20 protein-coding genes are annotated in these 26270 nt (G+C 34.5%); 12 read left to right on the top strand and 8 right to left on the bottom strand.

Going from position 1 to position 26270, the window contains the following annotated elements; all coding sequences use genetic code 11:
* Window positions 1–8 precede the first annotated feature (8 nt).
* The 6 genes from HUE87_RS01880 to HUE87_RS01855 all read left to right on the top strand — a co-directional run bounded on the left by HUE87_RS01880 (window position 9) and on the right by HUE87_RS01855 (window position 7902).
* Window positions 9–368: a hypothetical protein gene (locus HUE87_RS01880; RefSeq protein WP_229855189.1), complete on the top strand. Its 360-nt coding sequence runs from the start codon at window positions 9–11 to the stop codon at window positions 366–368.
* Window positions 358–2160: an excinuclease ABC subunit UvrC gene (gene uvrC, locus HUE87_RS01875; RefSeq protein ID WP_194367060.1), complete on the top strand. Its 1803-nt coding sequence runs from the start codon at window positions 358–360 to the stop codon at window positions 2158–2160. The genes HUE87_RS01880 and uvrC overlap by 11 nt, the downstream gene beginning before the upstream one ends.
* A gap of 69 nt (window positions 2161–2229) precedes the next feature.
* Window positions 2230–2640, top strand: a complete 411-nt coding sequence (locus tag HUE87_RS01870; protein ID WP_194367059.1) for a PAS domain-containing protein — start codon at window positions 2230–2232, stop codon at window positions 2638–2640.
* Window positions 2641–2652: 12 nt separating this feature from the next.
* Window positions 2653–4329, top strand: a complete 1677-nt coding sequence (locus HUE87_RS01865) for an Hpt domain-containing protein (RefSeq protein ID WP_194367058.1) — start codon at window positions 2653–2655, stop codon at window positions 4327–4329.
* A complete protein-coding gene (locus tag HUE87_RS01860; RefSeq protein WP_194367057.1) occupies window positions 4329–7517 on the top strand; it encodes a hybrid sensor histidine kinase/response regulator in 3189 nt (1062 codons plus the stop codon). The genes HUE87_RS01865 and HUE87_RS01860 overlap by 1 nt, the downstream gene beginning before the upstream one ends.
* Window positions 7518–7527: 10 nt before the next feature.
* Window positions 7528–7902 (top strand): response regulator, encoded by a 375-nt coding sequence (locus HUE87_RS01855; protein ID WP_194367056.1) that lies wholly within the window; start codon window positions 7528–7530, stop codon window positions 7900–7902.
* Here HUE87_RS01855 and lon read toward each other — a convergent pair.
* Both lon and HUE87_RS01845 read right to left on the bottom strand, forming a co-directional pair.
* Window positions 7899–10310 carry an endopeptidase La gene (gene lon / locus HUE87_RS01850; RefSeq protein ID WP_194367055.1) on the bottom strand — a complete coding sequence of 804 codons (2412 nt, stop codon included), beginning with the start codon at window positions 10308–10310 and terminating at the stop codon, window positions 7899–7901. The two genes, HUE87_RS01855 and lon, sit on opposite strands and share 4 nt — an antisense overlap.
* Window positions 10297–11055, bottom strand: a complete 759-nt coding sequence (locus tag HUE87_RS01845) for an outer membrane protein assembly factor BamD (protein WP_194367054.1) — start codon at window positions 11053–11055, stop codon at window positions 10297–10299. The genes lon and HUE87_RS01845 overlap by 14 nt, the downstream gene beginning before the upstream one ends.
* A gap of 133 nt (window positions 11056–11188) precedes the next feature.
* On the opposite strand from HUE87_RS01845, the gene fliW reads away from it, so the two are divergent.
* The 6 genes from fliW to hpf all read left to right on the top strand — a co-directional run bounded on the left by fliW (window position 11189) and on the right by hpf (window position 18703).
* The gene (gene fliW, locus HUE87_RS01840; RefSeq protein WP_194367053.1) at window positions 11189–11572 is read left to right on the top strand and encodes a flagellar assembly protein FliW; all 384 of its coding nucleotides are present in this window, start codon (window positions 11189–11191) and stop codon (window positions 11570–11572) included.
* 168 nt (window positions 11573–11740) lie between these two features.
* A complete protein-coding gene (locus HUE87_RS01835; protein WP_194367052.1) occupies window positions 11741–16126 on the top strand; it encodes a hypothetical protein in 4386 nt (1461 codons plus the stop codon).
* Window positions 16120–16746: a type II secretion system protein gene (locus HUE87_RS01830; RefSeq protein ID WP_194367051.1), complete on the top strand. Its 627-nt coding sequence runs from the start codon at window positions 16120–16122 to the stop codon at window positions 16744–16746. The genes HUE87_RS01835 and HUE87_RS01830 overlap by 7 nt, the downstream gene beginning before the upstream one ends.
* The gene (locus tag HUE87_RS01825; RefSeq protein ID WP_194367050.1) at window positions 16746–17681 is read left to right on the top strand and encodes a type II secretion system protein; all 936 of its coding nucleotides are present in this window, start codon (window positions 16746–16748) and stop codon (window positions 17679–17681) included. Before HUE87_RS01830 ends, HUE87_RS01825 begins: the two co-directional genes overlap by 1 nt.
* Entirely contained in the window at window positions 17657–18094 is a 438-nt protein-coding gene (locus HUE87_RS01820; RefSeq protein ID WP_194367049.1) for a hypothetical protein, read from the top strand. Before HUE87_RS01825 ends, HUE87_RS01820 begins: the two co-directional genes overlap by 25 nt.
* A 66-nt stretch (window positions 18095–18160) precedes the next feature.
* A complete protein-coding gene (hpf, locus tag HUE87_RS01815; RefSeq protein ID WP_194367048.1) occupies window positions 18161–18703 on the top strand; it encodes a ribosome hibernation-promoting factor, HPF/YfiA family in 543 nt (180 codons plus the stop codon).
* A 27-nt stretch (window positions 18704–18730) separates the two neighbouring features.
* Here hpf and recG read toward each other — a convergent pair whose 3' ends face one another.
* From recG to ribH, 6 genes are all read right to left on the bottom strand, one after another.
* Window positions 18731–20581, bottom strand: coding sequence for an ATP-dependent DNA helicase RecG (recG, locus tag HUE87_RS01810; RefSeq protein WP_194367047.1), 1851 nt, complete (start codon window positions 20579–20581; stop codon window positions 18731–18733).
* Window positions 20582–20651: 70 nt separating this feature from the next.
* Window positions 20652–21935, bottom strand: a complete 1284-nt coding sequence (locus HUE87_RS01805; RefSeq protein ID WP_229855187.1) for a M16 family metallopeptidase — start codon at window positions 21933–21935, stop codon at window positions 20652–20654.
* 1 nt (window position 21936) lies between these two features.
* Entirely contained in the window at window positions 21937–22986 is a 1050-nt protein-coding gene (locus tag HUE87_RS01800; RefSeq protein ID WP_194367046.1) for a dehypoxanthine futalosine cyclase, read from the bottom strand.
* A gap of 5 nt (window positions 22987–22991) precedes the next feature.
* Complete coding sequence (locus HUE87_RS01795) at window positions 22992–25397, bottom strand: multiheme c-type cytochrome (RefSeq protein ID WP_194367045.1); 2406 nt, start codon at window positions 25395–25397, stop codon at window positions 22992–22994.
* A gap of 4 nt (window positions 25398–25401) precedes the next feature.
* Window positions 25402–25806 (bottom strand): transcription antitermination factor NusB, encoded by a 405-nt coding sequence (gene nusB / locus HUE87_RS01790; protein WP_194367044.1) that lies wholly within the window; start codon window positions 25804–25806, stop codon window positions 25402–25404.
* The gene (gene ribH / locus HUE87_RS01785) at window positions 25806–26270 is read right to left on the bottom strand and encodes a 6,7-dimethyl-8-ribityllumazine synthase (protein WP_194367043.1); all 465 of its coding nucleotides are present in this window, start codon (window positions 26268–26270) and stop codon (window positions 25806–25808) included. The genes nusB and ribH overlap by 1 nt, the downstream gene beginning before the upstream one ends.

Raw genomic sequence — 26270 nt, 5'->3', positions numbered from 1 at the left:
TAAAATCTATGTTTACTCCGCCCGTACAGAAGATGATAAATTTTGCTTACATAAAGAATAATACTCTATTTTTTGTATTTAATCACCCTGTTGGAAAACAAGAATTTGATAATAATATACAAAGTATTAAATCTGCTTTAAATTTTCATATGCCAGAGGAATGTAAGAATTGTGAAGATAGTTTATTCACAGATATTAAAGCTTTTGTAACACATTCTCCGAAAAAACCAATGCAAGAGTTTAAAGAAGTAAAACAAGTTTACAAAGAACGAGCATCTGGAAACCTACATGTAGAGATAAAAAATGAGAAATTAAATGCTCTTGTTCGCAGTATTCAAGAGATAATAAAAGCTAAAAATGAATCTTAAAGAGACAATAAAACAACTTCCTGATTCCGCTGGTGTTTACCAATATTTTGACATAAATGGTCACTTACTCTACATTGGAAAAGCAAAAAGTCTATCCAAGAGGGTAAGAAGTTATTTTAGTTTTGAGCCTATTCTAAAAGCTAAACAAAACTTATCTCTAAGAATCAAAAAGATGATAGATCAGACAGCCTCTTTAAACTATATAGTTGTAAACAGTGAGCATGATGCACTTATTTTAGAAAACTCGCTTATAAAACAGCTAAATCCAAAATACAATATTTTACTTCGTGATGATAAGACATATCCATATATATATGTAGACAATTCGCTGGATTTTCCAAGATTTGAGATAACGAGGAAAGTAATTAAATCTTCAAATATTAAGTATTATGGACCATATTCCACTGGTGCCAAAGATATTCTAGACTCTGTCTATGAAATCTGTAAACTAGTGCAAAAAAAAAGTTGTCTGAAATCGAAAAAACTATGCCTCTATTATCAGATAGACAAATGTCTTGGGCCTTGTGAGCTGGATGTTTCACCTGCTGCATATAAAAAAGAGCTCGATTCAGCAACAGAGTTAATTTTAAACAAAAAAACTCTTATAAAAAAACTTCAAGAAAGAATGTATTTTTATGCTGAGGAGCTTCGCTTTGAGGAAGCTGGAGAGCTAAAAAACCGTATAGAAACAATAGGTCGTACCGAGATTAAAAGTGAGATTGATTTTGCAAGTGATGAGAACTACGATATTTTTGTCCTTCAAAACACAACAAACAGAGCCGTTGTTCTTAGAATATTTATGAGAAACGGAAAAATTATCTCATCATCACATGACTATATACAACTAAATGAAGGTTATGATGAGGATGAAATCTACCAAAGAGTTTTAATGGAGTTCTACAAAGATGAAAAACCGCCAATAATAGCTCCTATTTTAGTGGCACATAAATTTCTACATGTAGAAGTAATTGAAGAACATTTAACTAAAGTTTTTGGACAAAAAGCACAAATAAAAGTGCCTCTAAGAGGTGACAAAAAACATTTAGTTGACTTGGCAATAATCAATGCGAAAGAGTTACTAAAAAAAGAGATTACTGAAAACAACACTAAAATATTATATGATATGAAAGAGCTTTTTTCTTTGCAAAGAGTTCCAAACCGTGTAGAAATTTTTGACAACTCTCACATGTCAGGAGTTGCAACAGTTGGTGCTATGGCAGTTTATGAAAATGGCAAATTTGATAAAAAAAGCTATAGAACATATCACCTTCGAGCAAAAGATGAATACTCTCAAATGAGAGAAACACTTACCAGGAGAGTGGAGAGCTTTTCTAAAAACTCTCCACCAGATTTATGGGTTTTAGATGGCGGTTCTACACTCTTAAAGTTAGCTATTGAAATTGTAGAATCAAACGGAATATACTTGGATATCATTGCTATCTCTAAGGAAAAAATAGATGCCAAGGCTCATAGAGCAAAGGGCAAAGCCAATGACATTCTATACACAAAAGATGATATCTATAGACTAAAAAATAGCGACGTTAGGCTTCAGTGGGTGCAGAATTTAAGAGATGAAGCTCATAGGTGCGCCATAACTTTTCATAAAAAGACAAAGCTAAAACTTGATAAAGAGAGCAAGCTTTTAACTTTAAAAGGGATATCACAAGCAAAAATCGTAAAACTGCTTAAGTTTTTTGGAACATTTGAAATATTAAAAGAGCTAAGTATTGAGGACATTAGTTCTGTATTAAACCAAAAAGACGCAGAAATCATTAAAAACATTTATAACTAAGTTTTTTTTTAAACTATTAATGATATATTTAGTGCAATTTATGACATTTTCCATTACTAAAGGTTTTTAATGAACAAAGTTGTACCAATAGATGAAGAGTATATCTTCGAAGGTAGAGTCGCTATAAGTCAAACAGACTTAAAAGGTGTTATTACTTTCGTAAATAGAAAATTTAGTGAGATATCTGGTTATGAAGTTGCTGAACTAATAGGCAGTAACCACGATATTATAAGACATCCTGATGTACCTAACTCTGTCTTTATCAAAATGTGGGAAAATATTAGTAGTGGTCAAGTTTGGACTGGTCTAATAAAAAACATGCGCAAAGATGGCCAATTTTATTGGGTTGACATGGAACTAGCTCCTGTTTTAGATGAAAACGACAGCATAATAGGTTATATTTCAGTAAGTAAGCCTGCATCGAGAAAAAACATTATTGAAAATGAAAAACAATACAAACAAGAAAATAATAAAAAATAAAAGGTCGTATGTATGCTAATTTATAATTATAAAAAAGAATTTTTAGGGATTGACGCTAGTGATTTAGAAACACTTGGTCTTTCAAATCTAGCAGACCTTCGTAACGAAGCAGCTGACTTTGCAGATTTATTTGTAAAAACACCTGGCTACATTCACAACTTTAAACATGTTCATTGGATAGACTATATCCTATGTGAAGATGATGGTGTAGGTTCTAAAGCAATAATACACATCAAAGGGAAAAATTATACGACGATGATAGATATTAAGTCTATCTACCTAGTCGACAATCCGTCCGAAAGAGCATTTATAGTAAACTTATCTAACGTAAGACCTCTCTCTCAGGCTCAAAGTGAAAAATTCTCTGCTGACATACTTCAAAAACCTGCTCCTGCTACAGCCACAGGCTCAACAGAACTCATAACAACTCCAGGCTCTATAGTACATGATGAGAATTCCGATGTAGTACATGAGAAGATTACTAAAGCCTCTTTTGATCCTTATGAAACATACTCTCCCGAAGCAGAGCCTCATACAGTGGTCGACATATATGAAAGTCAAAATTCAACAGAAGACTTAAATTTGGATGCACCTTTGGATATTGATTTTGAAGAGAAGGTTGTTGTTGATGAAGCAATTGAGACAGAAACAAGTCAAGAGCCAATACAAACTTTAACAAAACAACCACCTGAACCTGAAAAAACTTCTGACGAAGAAGAAGATAATGGTGAATTTTCAAAATATCTATATACACCACAGGTAGCCTCTGAAGAGCTTGGCTTACCTATTGATTTAATAGAAGAATTTATTCAAGATTTTATCGCTCAAGCGCAGAGCTTCAAAGATGATTTGTACAAATCTGTAGCAGATGAAGATACTAATCAGTTAAAAATTCAATCCCATAAACTAAAGGGCGTAGCTGCTAATTTACGAATAGAAGATGCGTTAGATGCGTTAACAATAATTAATAATTCTTATGATTGGAATGAAATTAAAACAAAGATAGACTCACTATATAAAATAGTTGCTAAGTTATCAAATAAAAGTCCAAATATCCCAGAAGAAATACAAAACAGTGCAGTAGAAGAAGATGAGGAAGAAGATTTTGTTTTATCGTTTAAAGAAGAGTCTATTGCAGTTCCTGAAGTTGAAAAAATACAGGAAAATACTTTTGTTAATGATTTTTCTACTGATGCAATTGTCGACTCTGATGTTCCTGATAGTATATCAGTGGCAGAACTTGCCGATGATGAGTTTTTCAAATCGGAAATCAGCGATCAAAACAATGAACTGATTGATGAGGACCTTTCAATTTTAGACAATGGAAGTGATAGCGATGATGAAGATATTGACAAGGAAGCTTTAGATATCGCAATTACATACGACATGCAACGGATTGCAAATGACATTGGACTAGACATAGATAGTTTTAGAGAGTTGTTTGAAGATTATCTAAGTGAGTCTCATGAGTTATCTAACACAATTATTGATTCAATTGAAAAAAACAACCTAGAGAGTTGTAAAAATGCAGCTATTAAGCTAAAAGGAATGAGTGACAATATGAGAATTCACAAGTTCGATCATGAGCTAGATTCTATTATAAGTTCTACTGATATTAGTAACGTTAAAGGATTAATTGATAACGTAACATTGAAGTTAAACCAAATTTCTAATTTGGAGAATAGATAATGCAATTTGGATTAAAAAATAGACTAAGACTAATTAGTCTTTTACCAATCTTAGCGCTATTTGCCATGACTAGTTATTACGTTTATAATTCATATGTTGATTATCAGTCTGCACAACAGTTACAAAACAAACTAGACCAAAATAGATATCTCAATGACGTTATTGGCAATATTGCTCGTGAACGTGGTATGAGTGCCATGGAGCTTGGTAATAAAACTGGAAATATTTTAAAATCTCTTAATAAGCAGAGAAAAATTGTTGATTTAAAAGTAGCTAAATATCTATCGCACGCACAAAATAATAAAATTTTACATACACATGATGATGTGAAAAGTCAATCCATTTGTGTTGCATGTGCTAACATAGAAACTGTCACTGACTCAATGGCTAGAATAAATCTAGTAAGACCTCTAGTTGATGAGGGGAAAATAGAATTCAATGAAATGTTTATAGATACGTATGTTGCTGTACAAGAAAAATTCATTATTCTACTAGAACAAATAACTGAAAATCAAGTAGATAAAGAGATAAATGAACTATACTCTCTCTATATCGCAATGGTTAATGCAAAAGAAGCAACCGGAATTGAGAGAGGATATATATCCTATATAATTTCCCGTTCTGCTGAACTAATAGAAGACGACTTAAATAAATGGGTCTCTCTTATTGGAAAAGCTGATTCATTACATTATGATCGCATGCAAAACAAAGATTTAATAAAAAGCATGGATAGCATATTTAAAGATGAAGAGAGTATAGAGTTATTTGAAGATATAAACACAGAGAGAACAGCAATTATTTCTGTTGCTAATAGTGGAGAGTATGAAATAACATCTGGTGTTTGGTTTACTATGCTATCGGAAAAAATTAACCTAATTTCTAAAGCAGAAGGCTTACTTCTTGATTCGATGGTTACAAGGTCTAAAGAAGTACAAGATGAATCTTTACAACTTTTTATTATTTCACTTACTATTTGGATTATAACAATTGTACTTGCAGCTATTGGTTATATATTAGCAAATGAGATTGCTAGTAATATTAAAGAACTTGAAAATGTATTAAAAAGGGTTGCAGAAGATACTGAATCAGAGAATACAAAGATTAACCTTCATACTTCTGAAGGTACAAATAGAGCCTATGAACTACTTGAAGAGATTATTAAGCAAACAAAAAAAGATAAAGAGTCAGCTCAAGAGGCAAGTGAAGCAAAATCTATGTTCTTGGCAAATATGTCACATGAAATTCGCACACCTTTAAATGGTATTGTTGGATTTACGGAACTGCTAAAAGACTCTGGCTTACAAGAGGAGCAAAGTGAATTTGTTGATATAATTGAAAAAAGTTCTGAAAACTTACTTGAAATTATTAATAATATTCTTGACTTATCTAAAATTGAAAGTAATAAACTAGAAATTGAAAATATTGCCTTTAACCCAATCGTAGAATTTGAGAGTGCTGTTGAAGTTTACGGAGTCAGAGCAAGTGAAAAACATATTAACCTTGGTTGTTTTATAGACCCACAACTTGAATTCCCTTTAAAAGGTGATCCTACTAAAATTAAAGAAGTTGTTATAAATCTTCTATCAAATGCCGTCAAATTTACAAATAATGCCGGTTCAATCAACGTGAATATTAGAAAAGTTAATTCAGACAACATTGGTAAAACAAAAATTAAATTTGAGATTCAAGATAGTGGTATAGGTGTTACAAGTGAACAAAAGTCTAGAATTTTTGAAGCATTTAGCCAAGCTGATACTTCTATTACTCGTAAATATGGAGGTACAGGTCTAGGGCTTACAATTTCGAGCAGTTTCGTTGACTTAATGGGTGGAAAACTTGACCTTGAGAGCACACCAGGGCAAGGTACAACTTTCTTCTTTACAATTGAGCTTGAAGATGTTGAAACACTTAATGAAAGTTCACAAAACAGCTTCAACCATTTAAATGCCCTTATATTAAGTGATTCCTTAAAAATTAAAAAACAGGATAAATATTTAAGAGAATATCTTGATTATTTAGGAGTAGGATACACAACATTTAAAGATATCAATAAAGTTTCTCTTCTTCAAAAAGATACAAAGTATAATCTTATTTTCGTTGATTATGACTATGTAACAGATGATATTCTTAGAGAATTTGCAAAACTTCCTCAAGAGCTGATAGTCCTGACAAAATCTAATCTTATGAAAAAGATTGATAATATGGGCCTCAATATATTTAAAATTCTATATGAGCCTTTACACTCTACAAAGCTTAAACTAGCACTTGAAAATTACTCTATATTAAATGTAGAAACGAATGTATTTCAAAAAGTATCTCGTAAAAAATTTGATTCCGGTTCATCAAAATTTGTTGCAAATGTTTTAGTAGCTGAAGATAATATAATTAATCAAAAACTAATCCAAAGAACATTGGAAGATTTAGGGCTAACAATAACAATTGCTAATAATGGTCTTGAAGCATTTCAAAAAAGAAAAGATGAGAAATTTGATTTGATTTTCATGGATATCCAGATGCCATTTTTAGATGGTGTAGAAGCAACTGCTGAAATACTAGACTATGAAGAAGATTTTAATCAGCCGCATATACCTATAGTTGCCCTAACAGCAAATGCATTAAAAGGTGACAGAGAAAGATTTTTAGCGGCTGGTCTTGATGAATACACAACAAAACCTTTGGTTCGTTCAGAGATTATATCCGTACTTAATCAATTTTTATTCGATCACATAGTTGAATCCGAAGATGAAGCTGACATCGAGACCAACATAAAAGAGCTAAATCTAGAAGAAATAGAAGAAGATGAAGTAATTCAAGCACCAAAGTACAGAGCAGATATACTAATTGCTAAAAAAAGCAACTTTGAAACAAGACTCTATACTAAAATTATTGAGAGTATGGATGGCTTAACATACGAAGTTGCATCTTCAGCAATAGACTTTCAAGAGTTAATTCAAAACTACTCTTATAAAGTTGTTTTATTTGATAAGGAGTATGATGGCCTAGACGTAGAAGAGGTCTCTTCAGCTGTTAAAGGTTTGATAAACTCTAGTGGGATGGATTCACATATTGTACTTATAGATGATTCTGTTGAAAAAAATGGTGCTGTTCATGATAAACATGTAGATGAAATAGTTAAAAATGCAATGGATAGAGAGTTGTTAAAATCTTTATTTGTAAAATACGTATAAAAGGTAAAATATGTCAAAAGAATTAGTTATTTTAGCAGTTGATGATGATTTAATAAATCTAAAACTACTCAAGTCAATGCTTATGAAAAACCAAGATGTAAAAGAAGTTATTGAAGCAAAAAATGGATCAGATGCTATAGGTCAAATAAAATCTAGAGATGATATTGATTTAGTACTGCTTGATATAATTATGCCTGTTATGAATGGGCTGGAGATGCTTAAAGTAGTTCGTTCCGATGATAATATAAAGCAAATGCCAATAATAGTACTGACTACTGATGAAACTAAAAAAACAGAAGCACTAGAGCTTGGTGCTAATGGTTTTTTAATGAAGCCAATTAGAAATAATGACCTAGTTGAAAAAATAAACTCTTTAATAATTTAAACAAGAATATGATCTAGCACTTCCTCTACTCTACTTACTCCAATTATTTCTAAAGAGTCTCTGACCTCTTTGGGAATATCTTCTAAATCTCTATCATAATTTTTTGATGGTATTAATACTTTACTCATTCCAGCTTTATGTGCAGCGATAAGTTTCTCTCTAAGTCCGCCAATTGGCAATACATCTCCACTTAGTGAAACTTCACCCGTCATAGCAATTTCTGAACGAATTTTTCTAGAACTTAATATAGATGAAATTACACTTACCATAGCTATTCCAGCACTTGGTCCATCTTTTGGAGTTGCTCCATCAGGTACATGCACATGTAAGTCATAGCGCTTATATACTTCGCTTGAGTCCACTCTTATAGCGTCTTCAGCCTCTTTAAATGTAAGTGGAATATTTGGAGAATCTATCTTTAGTTTTTTGGTGTCTATTAATGTTTTAACAACACTAAAAGCTATTCTTGCTGACTCTTTCATTACTTCACCGAGACTACCAGTTAGTTGCATTGTCCCTTTGCCCTTGATTCGGATACTCTCTATTTTTAAAACATCTCCACCAACTGCTGTCCATGCAAGACCGTTTACTACGCCAACTACAGGAATTTTTGTTGTTTTTTCTATCTCAAATACAGTCTTGTCAAAATAATCTTTTAGGTTTTTTAGAGTTAAAGAGACTTTTGTTATCTCTGGATTCTCCAAAATTTCTCTGGCAATTTTTCTACACATATTGGCAATACGTCTACGAAGATTTCTCACTCCAGCTTCACGTGTATAACTATGGATAAGTTCTTTTAGCGCTGGATTAGATATGCTTACTTCACTCTTTTTAAGTCCATGTTTTTTAAGTTCTTGAGGAACAAGGTATCTTAAAGCAATCTCAAACTTTTCCTGAGGAGTATATGAGCTAATTGTTATAAATTCCATTCTGTCACGAAGTGGTGCCGGAATCTTACCAACATCGTTTGCTGTAGCAATAAAAATAACTTTCGTTAGGTCAATATTGAAATTCAGATAATAGTCACGAAATTCTTTATTCTGTTCAGGGTCTAAAATCTCCAAAAGTGCTGCGGTTGGATCTCCTCTTCCTGTTTTTGACACTTTATCTATCTCATCCAAAACAATTACAGGGTTCATCTTCTTTGCATCGATAAGCCCTTGTGTTATTCTACCGGGCATTGCACCAACATAAGTTCGTCTGTGTCCCCTTAACTCATTAACATCTTCTAAACCACCAAGTGCAATTCTCACAAGTGGACGTTTGAGTGCTTTTGCAATAGAGTTGGCAAGTGACGTTTTACCAACACCAGGAGGTCCTGAGAAACATAAAATTGCTCCAGAATTACCTTTTACTCCTCTCAACTCCATCAACTCTTTAACAGCAAAAAATTCTGCTACTCTCTCTTTAGGTTTCTCTAGTGAGAAATGGTCTTTATCTAGTTGATTTTCTACATCACTAATTCTAAGCGCTCTTTTACTCTCTTCACCAAAAGGAATAGCTAAAACCCAATCAAGATATGTTTGTGTCATTGATGCATCAGATGAGTCAGGATGCATACGTGAGAACCTCTCTATCTGCTTGCTAACCTCTTTATAAGACTCTTCGCTCATTTTCTCTTTTTTGGCTGCCAGCTTGCTTCTGTACTCATCCATCTCTTCATCTCTTGAAGTATCACTGCCAAGCTCTTTTTGAATCTGCTTTAACTGCTCTTTTAGGAAGTACTCTTTGTTCACCTGTTCTATATGCGTATGAACTTTTGAACGGATCTCTTTTTGAAGTTTATTTGCCTCAATTTCATCTATAAGGTGCTCAATTAAATCCAAAAATCTCTTCTCAGTATTTGACTCCACAAAAAGACCATACGCTTGATCTTTTTTTAGTTTTATTGTTGAACAAATAAGGTCAATTATACGATTATGGTCATGATTTTCTTCTATTGTTCTTAGTAAATCCGGTGGAAAATAGTTACTAACACTAGATAGTGTTCTAACCTTTTCACGAACTATCTCTAAAATTGCATCAATTTTAAGGGAGTCTACACTTGTTGGCTCAATAATATCTACATCAACGACTAGAGGATTGTCTCCTACTTTGCCAAATACCTTTGCTCGCGCAAGACCTTGGAAAAGAACTTTCACCCTACCATCTGGAAGTGCGACTTTTCTCATAATAGAGCCAACAACACCTGCATCATAAAGTGACTCGAACTCACGCTCACCCTCTTTTGAAGGTTTAGTTGGACATACTATAACTAAAGTGCTCTCCTCTATCGCCCTCGTCGCTGCTTCGATATTATTTGCATCACTTAAAAAAAGAGGTGATATCATAAATGGATATAAGAATAGTTCATCCTCTGCTATAACTGGTATACTTGCTGGAAAACTTCCATAATCACTTAGTTTCATTATTTTCTCCTACTATTTTATCTTCTTCTGATATAGAATTTCTTGAGACAACACTTTGTGTATCTGGTATTAAAAACTCATACCAGCTAGAAGTGCCATCACCTTCAAACCACTCACGATACCAAGATGTATTTGCTCTTTGAATATCATTCCATACTATCCAATCTTGTGGCTTAATGTTTTTATAATACTCAGCACTTTTTGGTTTATCAAGTCTATTATAAAGGTCAACTATTGTCTCATTAAGTGCAGCTTGTGCAAGTTCTAATCTAATAAGCATAGAGTTTATAACTTCTATATACATAGAGTTTGGATATTGTAACTTAAATGTTTCACCCTCTTTGATTGCTAAGTCTATCAAAGCCTGATCACGTCTTGGGTTTGGAAGAGCCATATATTTCGCTTTTATTTTTAAAAACTCTGCTTCTTCTTTTTCATTTTGAGTTGCATATCTTTTTATATACTCATCTAAAAAATGCTCACTTAAAAGATACTCTTCGTACTGCATGTGAGTTATTGCTAAAATCATGGTTGCCTCTGGCAAGAGAGGAGAACCTATGTGCTCACCCTGCAGAGAACTATAATAGCTATCTGCTTTTTCTAAATCACCTTGAGATATTTGCTGAACGATCTTAGAGTACCAATACATTGCTGGTTTGTTGTACTCTTCAACCTCTTTTGCACAGCCTGTAAATAACGCAATTAATATAACCGAACTGGCTACTAAATAACTTTTTAATTTCATAAAATAATTTCCTACTTGTAAATAAGTTGATATTTTATCCAAAAGATATATAACACTCATTAAACTAGGTACATTTTATGCTTTATTTATCCGTTAAGTGATACAATCACAAAATTACAAACTGGGGATTTTTATGCAATTTGATATATGTGCGCCTATCTTAGGCTTTGAAGATTTAAAACAAGTAACATTAGAAAAAATTGATGATATTTTTATGAAAATGCAATCTACTACTGATAAACATATCTCCTTCACTCTGATTGACCCGTTTATTTTGAGAGATTATGATTTTGAAGTGACTGAAAACACCCAAGAGTTGCTGGGAGCAAACAAAGACTCAAACCTTCTTATTTTAAATATAGTTCTTATACAAACACCTATAGAAGATTCTGTCGTAAACTTTATAGGTCCAATCATCTTTAATACCGACAACAACAAAGCAACACAAATAATTTTACCAGAATCTACTAGATATGGCGTTGCAGAGAAAATATCTACTTTTTTACAAGCTAAATAAAACAAAATTTATTTGGCCTTTGCTATCACTTCTTCAAACAACATCTATGCTAAAAAACTTTTATATAACTATAACTTTAATTGGAGTACAATCAAGGATTGATAACTAAATTGTGAGTGAGCCTAGGCTTTTGGTGCACTTATTTTTCTGCTTTACAAGGGGCTTATTGTGAAAAATTCTAATAACAAACAAATGATTTTCATTCCACTACTAAACATCATTTCAATATTTTTAGTAATGGGTAGTTTTTTTTCAGAACTAAAAGCAGACACTTTTAGTGATACAGCACTTGTTATAGATACTAGTGCACCAGTAACACAAAATGGGACAGTAAAAGGAAATGACCACGACAGATATACTATAACAATAAATGAAGATGGTAATTTTAGCATTTCTTTAACTGGTGATGCCACAGTTAGGTTTGAAGCAAGTGGCACAAGTATGCCAGACACCCAAGCTACTGATGCAACAATGACTAATTACAACCTTATCGTGTCTCAAAATGATATTATTTATGTAAGCGTTCAAGCCCCAGGTCAAAATTCGAACCAAAACTATGCTATAACATTTGCATTGGCTTCTGTTCTCCCTCCAGTAACTGCACTAGGAGTAACAGGGATAGAAGCAGAAGAGTCAATTTTACTAAGAGAATCGTTTGATATTTATGGTGACACTAAAGTAATTGGTAATGGTATTTTATGGAAAAATACAACAGGTTCTCCAACTGACCGTAACAATGCTTACAATATGGTTTTTAATGATATTGATGCTGATGCGACTACGTTCAATTCCTCTAGTGCAGATTTAGACTTAGGTAATGTAGGATATGAAATTGTTTACTCAAGACTATATTGGCAAGGTCATATTTGTGATGACACAGGTGCCACAGTAGGTGGAACATGTCAAAATACCAATATTACTGGAGGAGCACTAGGAACGGATGATGATAAGTTTAACAATGCCGTTTCAATAGCACATACTATTAAATTCAAAGCTCCCAGTGGTGCTTATCAAAGCCTTTCTTCATCTGATTTACACTATGTGCCACAAGATAGCAATAACAGAATATTATACTCTGCATCCTATGATGTTACAAATATTGTTAAAAGTGGAGGAGAAGGTACATACACAGTTGCTAACCTTGTAGCCTCAGAAGGTCAAATAGATGCTTGGGGTGCTGTTGGTGCATGGTCTTTAGTTACAGTTTACAAAGATTCGTCAGGGCAGTTAGCCCTTAAGAATGTCTCTATCTTTCATGGTTTTCAAGTTGTTGACAATGGTGAAATAGTAGATGTTCCGATAACTGGCTTTTTAACTCCTAGAAGTGGGCCTGTAAACTCAACTGCATCATTTTTCACTGTTGATGGTGATAAACTTGGTTGTTGTAGTACTGGTGAACTTTTTCAAATGCAAAATGCTAATAATAGTGACACTCTTGAAAACATCACAGATTTTCTAAACCCGGCGGGTAATCAATTCAACTCAACTATTAGCCATCTTGGAGTAGATACTCTTGTTAGAAATCCTAATCACGCAGATAATCTAGGAGCTGATATTGACACTATGGATATTAGCTCTTTTTTAAAAAATGCTCAAACCTCAACAAGTTTTCGTTTTAGTAACAATGGTGACTTATACAATTTGGCTTTTATTGTTTTTTCAACCACACTTTATGAACCTAAGTTTTGTTATGACTATGCCTATAAACAACAAAATTCCTATTTTACAGAAGATAATAATGGAACAGAAAATCCAAGAATTTCAGGAACTATTATATCTGGTGAACCTATTGAGACAACAATTTTTATAAGGAATCTCGTTGACTCAGACATAATTGTCTCAGATATGTTTGTAGATATTGCAGATATTAACACCTCTCAAGCTAACTATATATCAAATTCTACTAAACTAGCGAAAATAGGTGATATAACTCCAAATAACTTGGCAGACGGTACTGATGTAACAATAGGAAACGACTTAGGTGGTGATAACATAAAAAATATAGATATTGGAAGCATTAATTCAAATGAACATTTCTATATTTATTACAGTATTGACCCAACGACATCAACTATTGATATTCCTATAAATGTTCAAGCTAGATATAACATAACTGTCGCTGGAGTAACTACACCATATACACTACAACTTGGTTCTCAAATGTCAATGTGTTCTGAATCAAACTTCAACTATGAACCAACTAGTGGAAGGTTCAATGTAGTTCATAATGATTATTATGACTATGATGCTGGAGGAACAAACAGGTACTATAATTTACCTACTCAAGTAACAAGTAGAGCTGGTAATTTTAAAGTACTGTCAATGAATAAAAATAATTTTGATGAATTAAATGCTACGTCCACACTTGTTGCTGTTGAGCTCATAGACGCAGGTGTTTTTCATGACACTTATGCGTCTTGTGAAGAAATAGAGAGTTCTATAAGTGAAAAGATTTGGGTTTTTCTAAATGACAGCACTTCTACAATGTTTGACTCTGCAGCACTGGAAGCTGCTATTGGACTCAATAATACTATCACTTCTAGTGCGGAGTTTTATCAAAATTCTAGACAAAATGCAGCCTTTAGATTGTCTTTTCCTGTCAGTAATGATGGTAATGATTCGTTAGTACAACTAAGCTGGCCACCAAATGCACAAAATGAACAAAAAATAGAAAACTTTTCGGAAATTGTTCAAGTTGTTGGTGCTTGTAGCAAACCTGTTGTGTACCCACTAAACGCAACTCAAACTAGTATTGCAACTCAAGCTGCTCAAGCATGTGGAAATTCAGGCAACTTTATATCCCAGAAACATATTCAAGCTTGTATGGAATGCATATACGGTACCAATACAAGATTCATATGTTCAAGAGACAACTTTGCTCTGCGTCCTGAAGCATTTATGATTAAAATAGATGATCAAAACCAAACAAATCCAGCTTCCCAACTTAGAATTGCTGATGATGTATCTGGGGTTGTGACACCATCTACAGTTCAAACTGAACTTGCAGCAGGGTATGACTATAGCTTAAAAATCAATGCTACAAACCATCTAAACAACAACTCATCATCTGGGTACACAAAAACTTTTGACTCTGCATTTACAGACAGTGTTAAGTATGCATGGTCACCTAGTGGGGCACCAACAGGGTGTAATGATGATAGTAATGTATCGATTCCTATGAGATTTGTTAATGGTTCGGTTGATATTAACTCATCCCTGAATCAAGTTGGAGAGTATGGATTAAACATTACAGACACTACATGGACAACAGTTGATAATACACAGCCAGCTCATCACGCTGGAACATATTTTCTTGGTGGAGCTGACTGTGTAGTTAATAGCTCAGCAACTAAATCAGTAGCTGCTTCATCTACAGCTCTTACCCCTCAAAATGGGTGTAATATCAGCAGTAACCATGACAGTAGCGGTTCAACCCTAAAATACAGAGACTATAATCTAGAATTTCATCCATATAAATTTGACATGTCAGGAGTTACACAATCACATGGAGAAAATAACAACACACTGTTTAATGCAAATACTTTTATCTACATGTCAGACATGACAGGGTTAGATAATGATGAGGAGATGTCTTTTCACTTAAATGGCACTATAACTGCAAGAGGTGAGAACAACATAGGTCTTAGTAATTTTGTAAACAACTGTTATGCACAGCCAATAGATTTAAATATCAGCAAATCAGCAATTTCAGGGGCAGTTGATTACAAATATATATATCACAATTCAGATTTACCGGCAAATGACCAAAATGGCACTATGAACAATATAATTGGCACTATTTCTATTTTAGCTAGTGACTTCAACCAATCAAATAATGGCAGTGTAAACACAAACTTAAATCTAAATTTTGACAGAACAAGAGATACGGTAATGAATCCTGAAGAGTTAACATTCAGCTCATACAACGCTGATTGTACTACTCCGGCAAACTGCACCATGAATGCTGATTTAACAGCAACAAAAACTACTCAGGGTGTTAAAGATTTAAATCAAACTATCAAACACTATTATGGTCGCTCACATGCTTCAAGACAGAGGTATGAGGGAGATAGTGGAACAGCAAATATCTACTATGAAGTTTATTGCTTTGATACTATAGGTATTAATACATGCGATAAAGCTTTACTTCAACAAGGTTTTAACTCTAGTAGGACTGATGATTTAAGATGGTATATAAATGAGGAGCATAATACTACAAATAATGGAAATATTGGCACTGTTCAACAAAATGATGCCACTCCGCTTAATGCAGCCGATGATATAGTAGATGTTACAGCACAAAACGATGTTTTTCCACCGCCAGCAACTGCAACACTTGAATATGATGAAACAAAAGGTTATCCATACAAAACAACGATGCATAACAATCCATCCGGCTGGTTAATCTACAACAAAGATGACCCAACAGCTACAAGAAACCAGTTCTCAGTAGAGTTTGAAAAAATAGGTGGAGAGTGGAGCGGTGCACATGATACAGATACAGTCACAAAAGATACAAATGCAACTAGAACAAACAGGAGAATCATGTGGTAAGAAATAGTATTAAGAGATTTGCTTTTACAATGATAGAGCTTATCTTTGCTATTGTTATAATCGGTATTGCTGTACTATCTCTTCCTATGATGACACAAGTAACATCAAGGGGTATTGAGAGCAATATTCTTCAAGAGGCTATATTTGCTGCCTCTGCAGAGCTTATGGGTGCAGCTTCTGGATATTGGGATGCAAACTCGATGGCGGATAACGCTTTGAGTCAATTCTCAAGAGTTATTGATATTGGCTCTACATGTGTAAACAACACGGCAAGTGATAGACATAGACTAAGACCTGGACATATAGTACAACCCCTGCATAGAAGATGTGTTGATGGAAATATTACAGCAGTACCACCATTAAATGTTTCAAGCAACACTTTTTTCAACTTGGACAATGCAGAACTTGGAGAACAAAATATTTTTATAGACGATACAGCAAATGCTTCAGGGTATAAGGCGAATTACACAAGTATAGTTACTGTAACACCTAGCGCCGCCGATGCAAACATAAAGCTTATAGAAATCACGGTGAGAGATTCTGAGCCAAAAGATATTGTAGTTCTTAGAATGCAAAGTGCTAATATTGGTGAGATTGATTACTATAGGAGGAGATTTTAATGCGTCGTCTTGGTTTTACACTAATAGAGCTTATCTTTGTTATAGTTGTTATGGGGATTTTAAGTAAATTTGGAGTTGAGTTTTTGGCTCAGGCGTACAATAATTTTATATACTCAAGCGTAAATAACTCTCTTCAAGCGAGAAGTGCTACAGCAGTTGAGTCTATTGCCTCAAGACTGCAATTTCGTATAAAAGACTCTATTATTGCCAGAGAGCCGGGAGCAAATCTAAACAATTATCAGGCATTATCAGGTTCAACATATGGTGACACTGCAACTATTTTAGAATGGGTGGGAAGTGATATAGAAGGGTTTAGAGGGGAATCTTTGCCAAACTGGAGCGGAATAATAGATTTACAAGCATCATCAACAAGCAGTCTAAACTCACCTGAGACGAATACCACAGCTCTTGATACACTAATTGGTGTATTGTCCCACGGCAGTGGTACAGGCATAAATAATTCAGCCATCTATTTTGTAGGTTCTGATAGTGATATAAATAATTATGGATGGAATGGTGCCGCACTAACTGACCAAACCACAAGCGTTATGCATCCAATAAGAAGAAGTCCTAATCCCGGTGAAGAACATCTTCTTATCCCAACAAACGGAGCTACTGGAGCTGACAACAACTTCAGTGGAGTAGATGTTTTCGAATATTATCAGCTTGCATGGACAGCTTATGCTGTTGAACTTAGAGACTATGACCCTACAACACAAACCGGAAATCTCTGGCTTAATTACGATTACCAACCTTGGGAGGGTGAAAACTACATAGATGATGGAAAAGAGTTTTTGTTGATGGAAAACGTAAGCACATTTAGATTTAAAGCCATTGGCTCAGTTGTAAAAGTACAGGTCTGTGTAGGGAGTGATATAATCAATGGTAATGTAGCGGGAGGTTATTCAATATGCAAAGAAAAAACTATATACTAAAAAATCGTTCAGGCTTTGCTATGATAATGGCTATGGCTGTTATTGTTATAATAGCAACTATTATGGCACTTTCTCTAGCTATGACAGCTGAAACAGGGAAAAGAACAACAGACTTATATCTTTATGAGCAGTCTGTACTTTATTCTAAAAGTGCTGCTGAACTTGCTCTATTAACAATTGCTCAAAATGGCTCTTGTACAACAATTCCTTCATATACTCTAGGTAGCATATATGATATAAATATAAGTGTTAGATATGTTTATAGAGGTCTTGCATGCGGTGGTACCGGTGACTACTTTACAACATTAACAACGGATGAACAAAACGGCTCAGTACTTATGGATATAACTGTTACTACAACTGAAGGTACAGAGCCTATCAGGTATTTTAGAAGAAGTATTCAAAAGCTCTAGTTTATAAATATTTCTAAACCTTTTAATGCTATAATCACAAAATTATAATTTTAAAAGGATATTTTAATGAATATTTCTCTAACTGGAAGAAATGTAGAATTAACAGAGCCAATCAAAGCTCATATGAATACGTCAATAGAAACACTTAGCAAATACAATGTGGATATTATTTCTGTTAATGTTATAGCGTCTACTCAATCAAAAAAAGGTAAAGAACACTCTACTGTAGAGTTTGTTATACACCTTTCTCACAAAAACTCTATTATTATTAAACAAAATGATGATGACATGTATGCTGCTATTGACATGGCGACATCAAGAGCTCAAAAAGCTATGCGTCGTATGCATGATAAAGAGACTAATCACCATAAAGATGGTATGAACGAAGCTAAGAATGAAGCTAATACTGCAATTGATTTGCATGAGGCTAGTGAAGCTTTAGAAGATGAAATCGTACCAGTAGAACTAGACCTTTACAAACCTCGTGAAGTTGAAGATGTTTTAAATGACTTAAAAGATGGTAAGAAAGTATTTGAAATCTTCTTAGATAACGAAGGTAAAACTCGTGTTCTTTACAAAAGAAATGATGGTAAATTCGGGTTATATTAATAGTCCCGCAAAGGGAAGTAATTCCCTTTACTCCGCTGGAGCCGCTGTGGCTACTGAAGCTTGTCTCAATGAGACAAAATTTAAGTCATATTTCACTTGCTGAACTATCTCTTCATCATCTGCCAAATCAATCCACCTAAACTGTTTTCCGCTCTGATTAGAACCTTTTAACAAATCACCACTTTTTCTAAACTTTAAATCAAGGTTTGCTATATCAAAACCGCTAGTAGTTTTAGTAAACTTTTCTAATCGCTCAGATGATTTTTGGTTTGTATATAAAAAACAGTAGCCTTTTAGTCCTGTTCTACTTACACGACCTCGTAGCTGATGAAGCGTAGACAACCCTAATCTCTCAGCACCGACAATTACCACAGTACTAAGCCGTGGTAGAGATATACCTACTTCTACTACTGTTGTAGCAATTAAAATGTCCCCTTTTTCACTAAACTCTTTTAGCACCTCTTCTTTCTCTTTATCTTTTCCATGAGTCACGTAGACATTCTCAAAATTATTCTCCCAATATCCTCTCGCTTCATCAATACTCTGATACTCAATAACTTCACTCTGCTCAACCAAAGGGTAAACTAAAAGAACTTGATTTTTTTTGCTTATCTCACTTTTTATATGCCCAAGCAACTCTTGAAAATCACTTTTATGGATTACTCTGCTTGATATATCTTTTTTAAAAGGTGTTGATGTAATTAAAGAGACATCAATATGTGCTGTCTCTATCATAGCTTGAGTTCTGGGAATTGGAGTTGCAGAAAACTGTAAAAAATGAGGTTTTGCTTGGCTTATGACATCTGTACTACTAACTAACTTCTCTAACATGTTTCTCTGTACAGTTCCAAAACGGTGTTGCTCGTCAACCATAACGAGCCCTGCTTTTGGAAGCTCTCTATATAAAAGTGCATGAGTACCAATAATAAAATCAAACTCACTCAAATCTATATTTTTTGTTTTGTTGGTGACTAAAACGATTTTAATATTAGGTATAAATTTACTGGCTTCTTCAAAAAGTTGGTTTGCTAGTATAGTTGTTGGTGCCATTAAAATAGACTTATTAGGCAGCATCATTACTGCAGAAGCTAAAATAACCATTGTTTTACCGCTTCCAACATCCCCTACTATCATTCGCCTAGCACTTACATCTTTTTGCAAATCTATTTTTATATCTTCTATAGTATCAACCTGCTCTTTTGTAAGTTTAAATGGCAAGGTTTTAGCCCAATCTTTATAATCACTACTTCTACATGTAGAAGATTTAAAGTATCTTCTTTTGGCAGACAGCTTCTTCATATAAGAGAATAGTTCTATATATTTAAGAGCATCAACACTTTTTGAATCTAGCTCTTTTACGTTAATTGGTAGCTCTGTCGGAAAATGTAATTTTAAAACCTCATCTATGATATCTTCTTTTAAACCTTCTTCTATTAAATTCTCTTTTGTTAAATTATTTTGAATAAAACGTAGCATAACATCGCTTCTTAGAGCTGATTTGTATTTTGGAGTTATGAAACCTACATTGGTTACTTTTCTTGGCATACTAATACTGCAGTGTCCTGTTTTACACTCAATCATTCCATAGTAATAATCTCTGCTACCGGCTGTAAACTGGTGTAACATGTATGGTTTTGGACGAAACAAAACGCCGGTAACACTATGTCCGAAATTATGGGCAAAAAAAGTTATCTGTATAGAGTTTGCAGAGCGGTAAACGGACTCTACAGTTGCGTCTATAAGCTGAAATGTGTGTGTTTGAAGTTTGTAATGAAGTCGTAAATCTTCGTAAGAGTGAGGAATAATAAGTGCGAGTTCACACCAAGAGTTGATACCTAATTTGTTAAATTTCTCTTCTTGGGCTTTTGTGAGGTTCATATTAATTCCTTAGTATCTAATACTATCTCTTTTTATAAACCTCAAGCATAAACATTGCATTTTGCAATATTTACTTGGTGACTATTGCAAAACTCATATTTAAAATCTCTGTATGAGCTTTTATGAACTCATTTAAATCTTTTAATTTCAATTCCTTAATAAGCTCTAACTCTCTGTGTGAGTGTCCAAACTCTTGACCCTTATAGTACTCCATAAAAGTACGGTTAAGTCTTTGGCTCATAGTCTCTACTCTAAGCGGCTCACTTCCAAGCAAAAACTTTTTAGTCTGCTTGAGCTCATCTTTGGTAACACCATTTTTTACAAACTCAGCTATTACATCTTTAACTGTTTTTTTCGCTTCATCCATAGAGTCTAGTTTTGTTTGAAGATAACCACTCATAAATGAACTTGATTTACTTATATCTGCTCTTGCATAAGCAGAATAAGCAAGACCTCTTTTAACTCTTATCTCTTCCATTAGTCTTGAGCCAAAACCGCCTGTTCCTAAAATGTAAGTAGCTACTCTAGATTTATAGTAATCTGGTGAATTAACACTTACATTGTATGGTGAACCAAAGTATATATATGCTTGTTCTGTCTCTTTTTTGAGAACACTCTCTTTAGATTTATCTGATGTAGCATAACTTTTAAGAGCAGACGCTCTACCTTTTGGCATAGCTTCTACAACTTTACTTATCTGTTGTTTCATCTTCTCTAGTTCAATATCTCCACCCGCTACAACTATGAGTTTAGAGCTAACCAAATGTTTTTTTATAAACCCTTTTACATCCTCTAGTTGAATACTTTTTACACTCTCTATTGTTCCAGAAGCTGGATTTTCCAGTGGAGTTCCCTCGAATAGAACTGATTTTAGTTCATTAGAAGCTACATAATCATAGTCATTTGCTTTTGAACTGATTGAACCAATAGTTGTAGTTTTTACTTTATCAACTGCTTCTTGAGTTAGATTTGGGTCTTTTAATAAATCACTAAAATATTTAAGAGCTGTTTCAAACTCACCTTTTAGACACCCAACCTCTATAACAAAAGTCTCTTTACCTGCTGATGCAGATATATGAATAGCTCTAGCTTCAAGAGCTTCAGCAAATGCGTTTGAGCCCAAAGCTTTTGTTCCTTCACCCATAACTCTAGAACTTAGCTTTGCTAAGCCTGCTTTTGTAGCATCTGTTATAGTTCCGCTGTTAGTGAAAACAAACTGCATAGTTACTAGTGGTAACCTTTTGTCATCTTCAAAAATCACAGGTATCTTTTTACCGTTAACTTCGATTTCTTCTATTGTTGCTGCCATCATAATTTGTCCTATTATTAGTAAAGTAACTATTATTTTTTTCATTTTATGCGAATTTCTCTAATGTCTCATAAGCAGTATTTCGTACTGCCGGTATTTCACCTATATCTCTTATAAGAGAAACCATCTCTTCTTTCGCCATGGAGTAAGCCGCACCGGCACTACTTACAACATTCTCTTCCATCATAGTTGAACCCAAATCATTCGCTCCAAACATTAGAGCCATTTGACCTATGTATGGGCCTTGTGTTACCCATGAACTTTGAATATTTGGCACATTATCAAGATAAAGCCTAGCAACTGCTAGAAGTCTTAAATAGCGGTTTGATGATGGCTTATCCATATCTGGAATTAGTTTTAACAGCTCTGTATTTTGCCCTTGAAAACTCCACATTATAAATGCTCTAAAACCACCTGTCTCATCCTGAAGTTCTCTTATCATGTCAAAGTGCTCTACTATGTCCTCATCACTCTCTACTGTACCGTACATCATAGTTGCCGTTGATTTAATATCAAGCTTGTGGGCTTTTCTATGAATATCAACCCATACATCAGAGTCTATCTTTTTTGGTGCGATAATATCACGAACCTCATCGGAAAGTATCTCAGCTCCAGCTCCTGGAATAGAGGCTAAACCTTTTGCTTTTAAACGCTCCAACACTTCTTCTACAGTTATGCGAGAAACTTTTGCAATAAAATCAATCTCAATAGAAGAGAATCCGTGAATTGTAATCTCAGGGTATTTAGTATGAATATGCTCAACTAAGTCCTCATACCACCCTATTTTTAATTTAGGATGAACTCCACCTTGAAAAAGAATCTGTGTTCCGCCAATCTCTAAAAGTTCATCAATCTTTGCATCTATCTCATCAAAAGTAAGTACATAAGCATCTGCATCTTTTTCATGTCTGTAAAAAGCGCAAAACTTACAATCAACCCAACAAATGTTAGTATAGTTTATATTTCTATCTATTACAAATGTTGTTATACCTTTTGGATGTAGCTCTTTCTTGCGAGCTGTTGCCATTTTTCCTAGTTCTTTTAAGTCTGCATTTTTGATTAAATACAGAGCTTCTTCTTTTGTTAATCTTTTCATCTGTACTACTTCCATCCTTCGTTTCGTGGATTATTTGGTTTTTTCTTAAAAAATGTTATGTATATTGCAAGCAGGACTATTAAAATAAAGACTAGCACTGTCATTACCTGAACCCAAGCTCCTAGATTTAGAAGCTTATTGAGTATGCTATTGTGTTGTACTCTATCAATTTTATACTCTGCCATTTTTGCAATGTGTCGCATAGCCGAGATAGCTAAACTTCCTTCTGGAATATCTATATGACAAGAGAGACAAACTCCTCTTCTGTCTAGTTTATCTCTCTGCTCTTTGTTTAGAGGTTGTGAGAGTTTAAAGTGATGACCTACCGTCATAAGCTGAGTACCGTTTTCATCTATAAACTGGGAGTAATCATGTTTTAAGTTTGGTATAGCAGGAATTTGCTCATCAGTTTTTTTTGCTAATATTTTTCTATCGGCACTCATCAAATCAATGATAGTCGTTTTACTTGGATCAGCGTTTAGTTTTCCATCGCCGATACCAAGACCTAGCGCTTTGCCACTTGAGTGACAAGACTCACATGTTCTTGCCTCTTTTTGGATAGTGTGGGGCTGAACAGGCGACATATCTAGAGCGCTTTGTCCATCTTCGCCTGCACCTTCAACATTTGGTATCTTAAAAATATGATTTTGTAAAAGTGCTTTGCCGTCTTTGCCTATAACTGTAATTGTCGTCTGGCATCCAGGTATCACAGGGCTTACACGACCTTCTCCATTTTGTGCTAAAGCCGGATCTTCCCAGCGAAGGTAACTTCTGGTCTCTGTAACTTGCCCATCAACCAAATACTTTTTCAAATCTCTCATTCCGCCGGTAGTTCCGTGAATATCTTGGTCATGCGAAGCTTTTAGATAATCAGGGTTCTTTTTCCCGCCGGAGTAGTCAACTTTCACGTGGCAACCATAACATTGAGGTGCCCAAGTTGCGTGACAAGAGTAACACTCCATTTTGGAAGTATGAGCAGAGATTGTATCCATGGCAAGTAGACCAGAGGCTGAGAGCTCTTCTGTCTCTTTTAAAAGCTTAAGTGGTTTTAGCTCTATATCTTTTCCTGAGCTCAAGTGCATAATAATTTTATTGCCCTTTTTAACAGCCTTTGGAAGTGGGTTTCCACGAGCAGTTAAAATGTAGCCATCTTCTTTTTCCGGTACATAACCCTGCTTTAGATACTCAGCTAAATCTGAAGCTACACCTCTTGGCTTTCCGGTTGCCGCTGTTGTATTAAACTCATCAGAGTAGCCAATAGGGAGTTCCCATGGGTAAGACTTTGTTGTACCGTGGCAATCCTGACACTCTACCTCAACCGCAGCTAAATTTGCCCCACCTAAAAAGCCATCACCATGAAGGTCGTTTGATGTGTGACAATCTTGACACAACATCCCTTTTTTATAGTGAATATCCTCTTTCATATGAAGGTATCTTTTTGTGTGAAGCTTTGGCTGTCCATTTCCATCAACGTCAAACGTTGACTGATACTCCGTCTCCATCAAACCTTGGTATGATACACCTATTCGTTTTCCTCGGTTGTGGCATGTAGAACATGTCTCAACAGGAACACCGGAGTAGTTAATATCATTAACTTGAACTTTTACTTTTCTGGAACTTTGAATTTGGTGAGTTAGAAGATGTCCACTTTTCTTAGAGATTGTTTTATCATTCCCCTCATAAAAGCCTTCGTTAGAGTAAGGAATATGACAAGATGCACACCCTATTCCGCGATAGTCGCCTCTTTTATTTCTACCTTTAGAACCAGTATGACATCTTAAACACTCTTGTCTCAAATATGTATAAACAGCTAATGATGGGTCTTTGTGAATCTCTTCTACTGTAGGTGCTTGAGGAAGTGTATGCATCTCTTTTGGAAAAGCTTGAGGCTCCATAGTTGCAAGTTTAGCCATATATTTTTTATATACTTGAGTTCCGAGTCTTTTGTCTGGATTGTCAGGATTTTTAGTATTGTAGTTACCAACAGTATGTTCATAACCCTCTTTAGCGCCAAAACTCCAGAGTGCACCCTGTATTTTTCCCTGCTCTGTCATCATAAGAGAGTTCATCTGAGCACCGACTTGAGCTGTATGACAAACTCCACATGTATTCTCATTTATCCAAGAACTTCCCGGTGCTGGGTAAAACTCTTTTGGACCTTTATTGGTTTTAAAATACTTTATCGTTCCCTTGTGAGCATATTCTATACTTTTATTATATGGATTACCACCATGACAGACTATGCAATCGTTGCCCTCATGTCCAGCTTTTTTTGCTGTTTTTAATATAGCTTTCATCATTCCTGAATCTCTATCTCTAATATCTTCTATCCCCTTATGGCATACGATACACTCATTTGCAGCAAAAAGAAAAGATGTTAAAAATAAAAACAAGAAAATGATTTTGTTCATTTTTTTACTCTGGTTTATCTTTTGAAATAGCGTCAAGAACACCGTTTATAAATTTAGGAGACTGTTCTGTACCAAATGCTTTAGTTATCTCAACTGCTTCATTAATAACAACAGCAGAATCAAGATCACCAAAAAGTATCTCATAACATGCAAGTCTAAGTGTTGCTCTCTCGATACTTCCTAGTCTCTCAAAATCCCAATCTTTGAGGTGTGCTATTATTGCTTTATCACAAGCCTCAAGATTTGCCATAACACCGTCAAATAGTGCTAAAGCGAAATCTTTTTGTTTGTTACGAATTTTTTTCTCTTCTAAAATCTCATCCGTATGCTCAGCAATGTTTCCATTTCCCAAGTCATAAGCGTATAGCAGACTTACAACTGCCATTCTTGCGTGGTGTCTAGTTGCCATTAGATATTCTCATAAAGATCAAGCATTTCAATAACAGTAGTCATCGCTTCAAAACCTTTATTTCCAGCTTTAGTTCCAGCTCTCTCTATTGCTTGCTCAATTGTATCAGTAGTTAAAAGACCAAACGAAACAGGTTTTTGGTACTTAAGACTCATAGTAGCGATTCCCTTAGTTGCTTCAGCAGAAACATAATCAAAGTGAGGAGTTGCCCCACGAATAACTGCACCTAAAGCACAAACAGCATCGTATTTACCACTTGCCAAAATTTGATCAACCACCATAGGAAGTTCAAAAGCTCCAGGAATTAGAACATGAGTTACATCTTCTTCTACTCCACCATGACGTAGAAATGCATCTTTTGCACCTTCAACTAAACGATCAACAATAAAGTGATTCCACCTTGTACTAACAATCGCTATTTTTTTACCATTTGTAACTTTTAATCTGCCTTCTACTACGTTCAT

Origin of the sequence: Candidatus Sulfurimonas marisnigri, assembly GCF_015265475.1 — a bacterium.
Lineage (GTDB): Bacteria > Campylobacterota > Campylobacteria > Campylobacterales > Sulfurimonadaceae > Sulfurimonas > Sulfurimonas marisnigri.
The sequence above is the reverse complement of the archived record's forward strand: the minus strand, read 5'-3'. Positions and strand labels throughout refer to the sequence as shown.

Bases quoted from the DNA above. Each gene is read 5' to 3' on its own strand.
- HUE87_RS01880 (WP_229855189.1), top strand. From the start codon at position 9: ATGTTTACTCCGCCCGTACAGAAGATGATAAATTTTGCTTACATAAAG.
- uvrC (WP_194367060.1), top strand. From the start codon at position 358: ATGAATCTTAAAGAGACAATAAAACAACTTCCTGATTCCGCTGGTGTT.
- HUE87_RS01870 (WP_194367059.1), top strand. From the start codon at position 2,230: ATGAACAAAGTTGTACCAATAGATGAAGAGTATATCTTCGAAGGTAGA.
- HUE87_RS01865 (WP_194367058.1), top strand. From the start codon at position 2,653: ATGCTAATTTATAATTATAAAAAAGAATTTTTAGGGATTGACGCTAGT.
- HUE87_RS01860 (WP_194367057.1), top strand. From the start codon at position 4,329: ATGCAATTTGGATTAAAAAATAGACTAAGACTAATTAGTCTTTTACCA.
- HUE87_RS01855 (WP_194367056.1), top strand. From the start codon at position 7,528: ATGTCAAAAGAATTAGTTATTTTAGCAGTTGATGATGATTTAATAAAT.
- lon (WP_194367055.1), bottom strand. From the start codon at position 10,310: ATGAAACTAAGTGATTATGGAAGTTTTCCAGCAAGTATACCAGTTATA.
- HUE87_RS01845 (WP_194367054.1), bottom strand. From the start codon at position 11,055: ATGAAATTAAAAAGTTATTTAGTAGCCAGTTCGGTTATATTAATTGCG.
- fliW (WP_194367053.1), top strand. From the start codon at position 11,189: ATGCAATTTGATATATGTGCGCCTATCTTAGGCTTTGAAGATTTAAAA.
- HUE87_RS01825 (WP_194367050.1), top strand. From the start codon at position 16,746: ATGCGTCGTCTTGGTTTTACACTAATAGAGCTTATCTTTGTTATAGTT.
- HUE87_RS01820 (WP_194367049.1), top strand. From the start codon at position 17,657: ATGCAAAGAAAAAACTATATACTAAAAAATCGTTCAGGCTTTGCTATG.
- hpf (WP_194367048.1), top strand. From the start codon at position 18,161: ATGAATATTTCTCTAACTGGAAGAAATGTAGAATTAACAGAGCCAATC.
- recG (WP_194367047.1), bottom strand. From the start codon at position 20,581: ATGAACCTCACAAAAGCCCAAGAAGAGAAATTTAACAAATTAGGTATC.
- HUE87_RS01805 (WP_229855187.1), bottom strand. From the start codon at position 21,935: ATGAAAAAAATAATAGTTACTTTACTAATAATAGGACAAATTATGATG.
- HUE87_RS01800 (WP_194367046.1), bottom strand. From the start codon at position 22,986: ATGAAAAGATTAACAAAAGAAGAAGCTCTGTATTTAATCAAAAATGCA.
- HUE87_RS01795 (WP_194367045.1), bottom strand. From the start codon at position 25,397: ATGAACAAAATCATTTTCTTGTTTTTATTTTTAACATCTTTTCTTTTT.
- nusB (WP_194367044.1), bottom strand. From the start codon at position 25,806: ATGGCAACTAGACACCACGCAAGAATGGCAGTTGTAAGTCTGCTATAC.
- ribH (WP_194367043.1), bottom strand. From the start codon at position 26,270: ATGAACGTAGTAGAAGGCAGATTAAAAGTTACAAATGGTAAAAAAATA.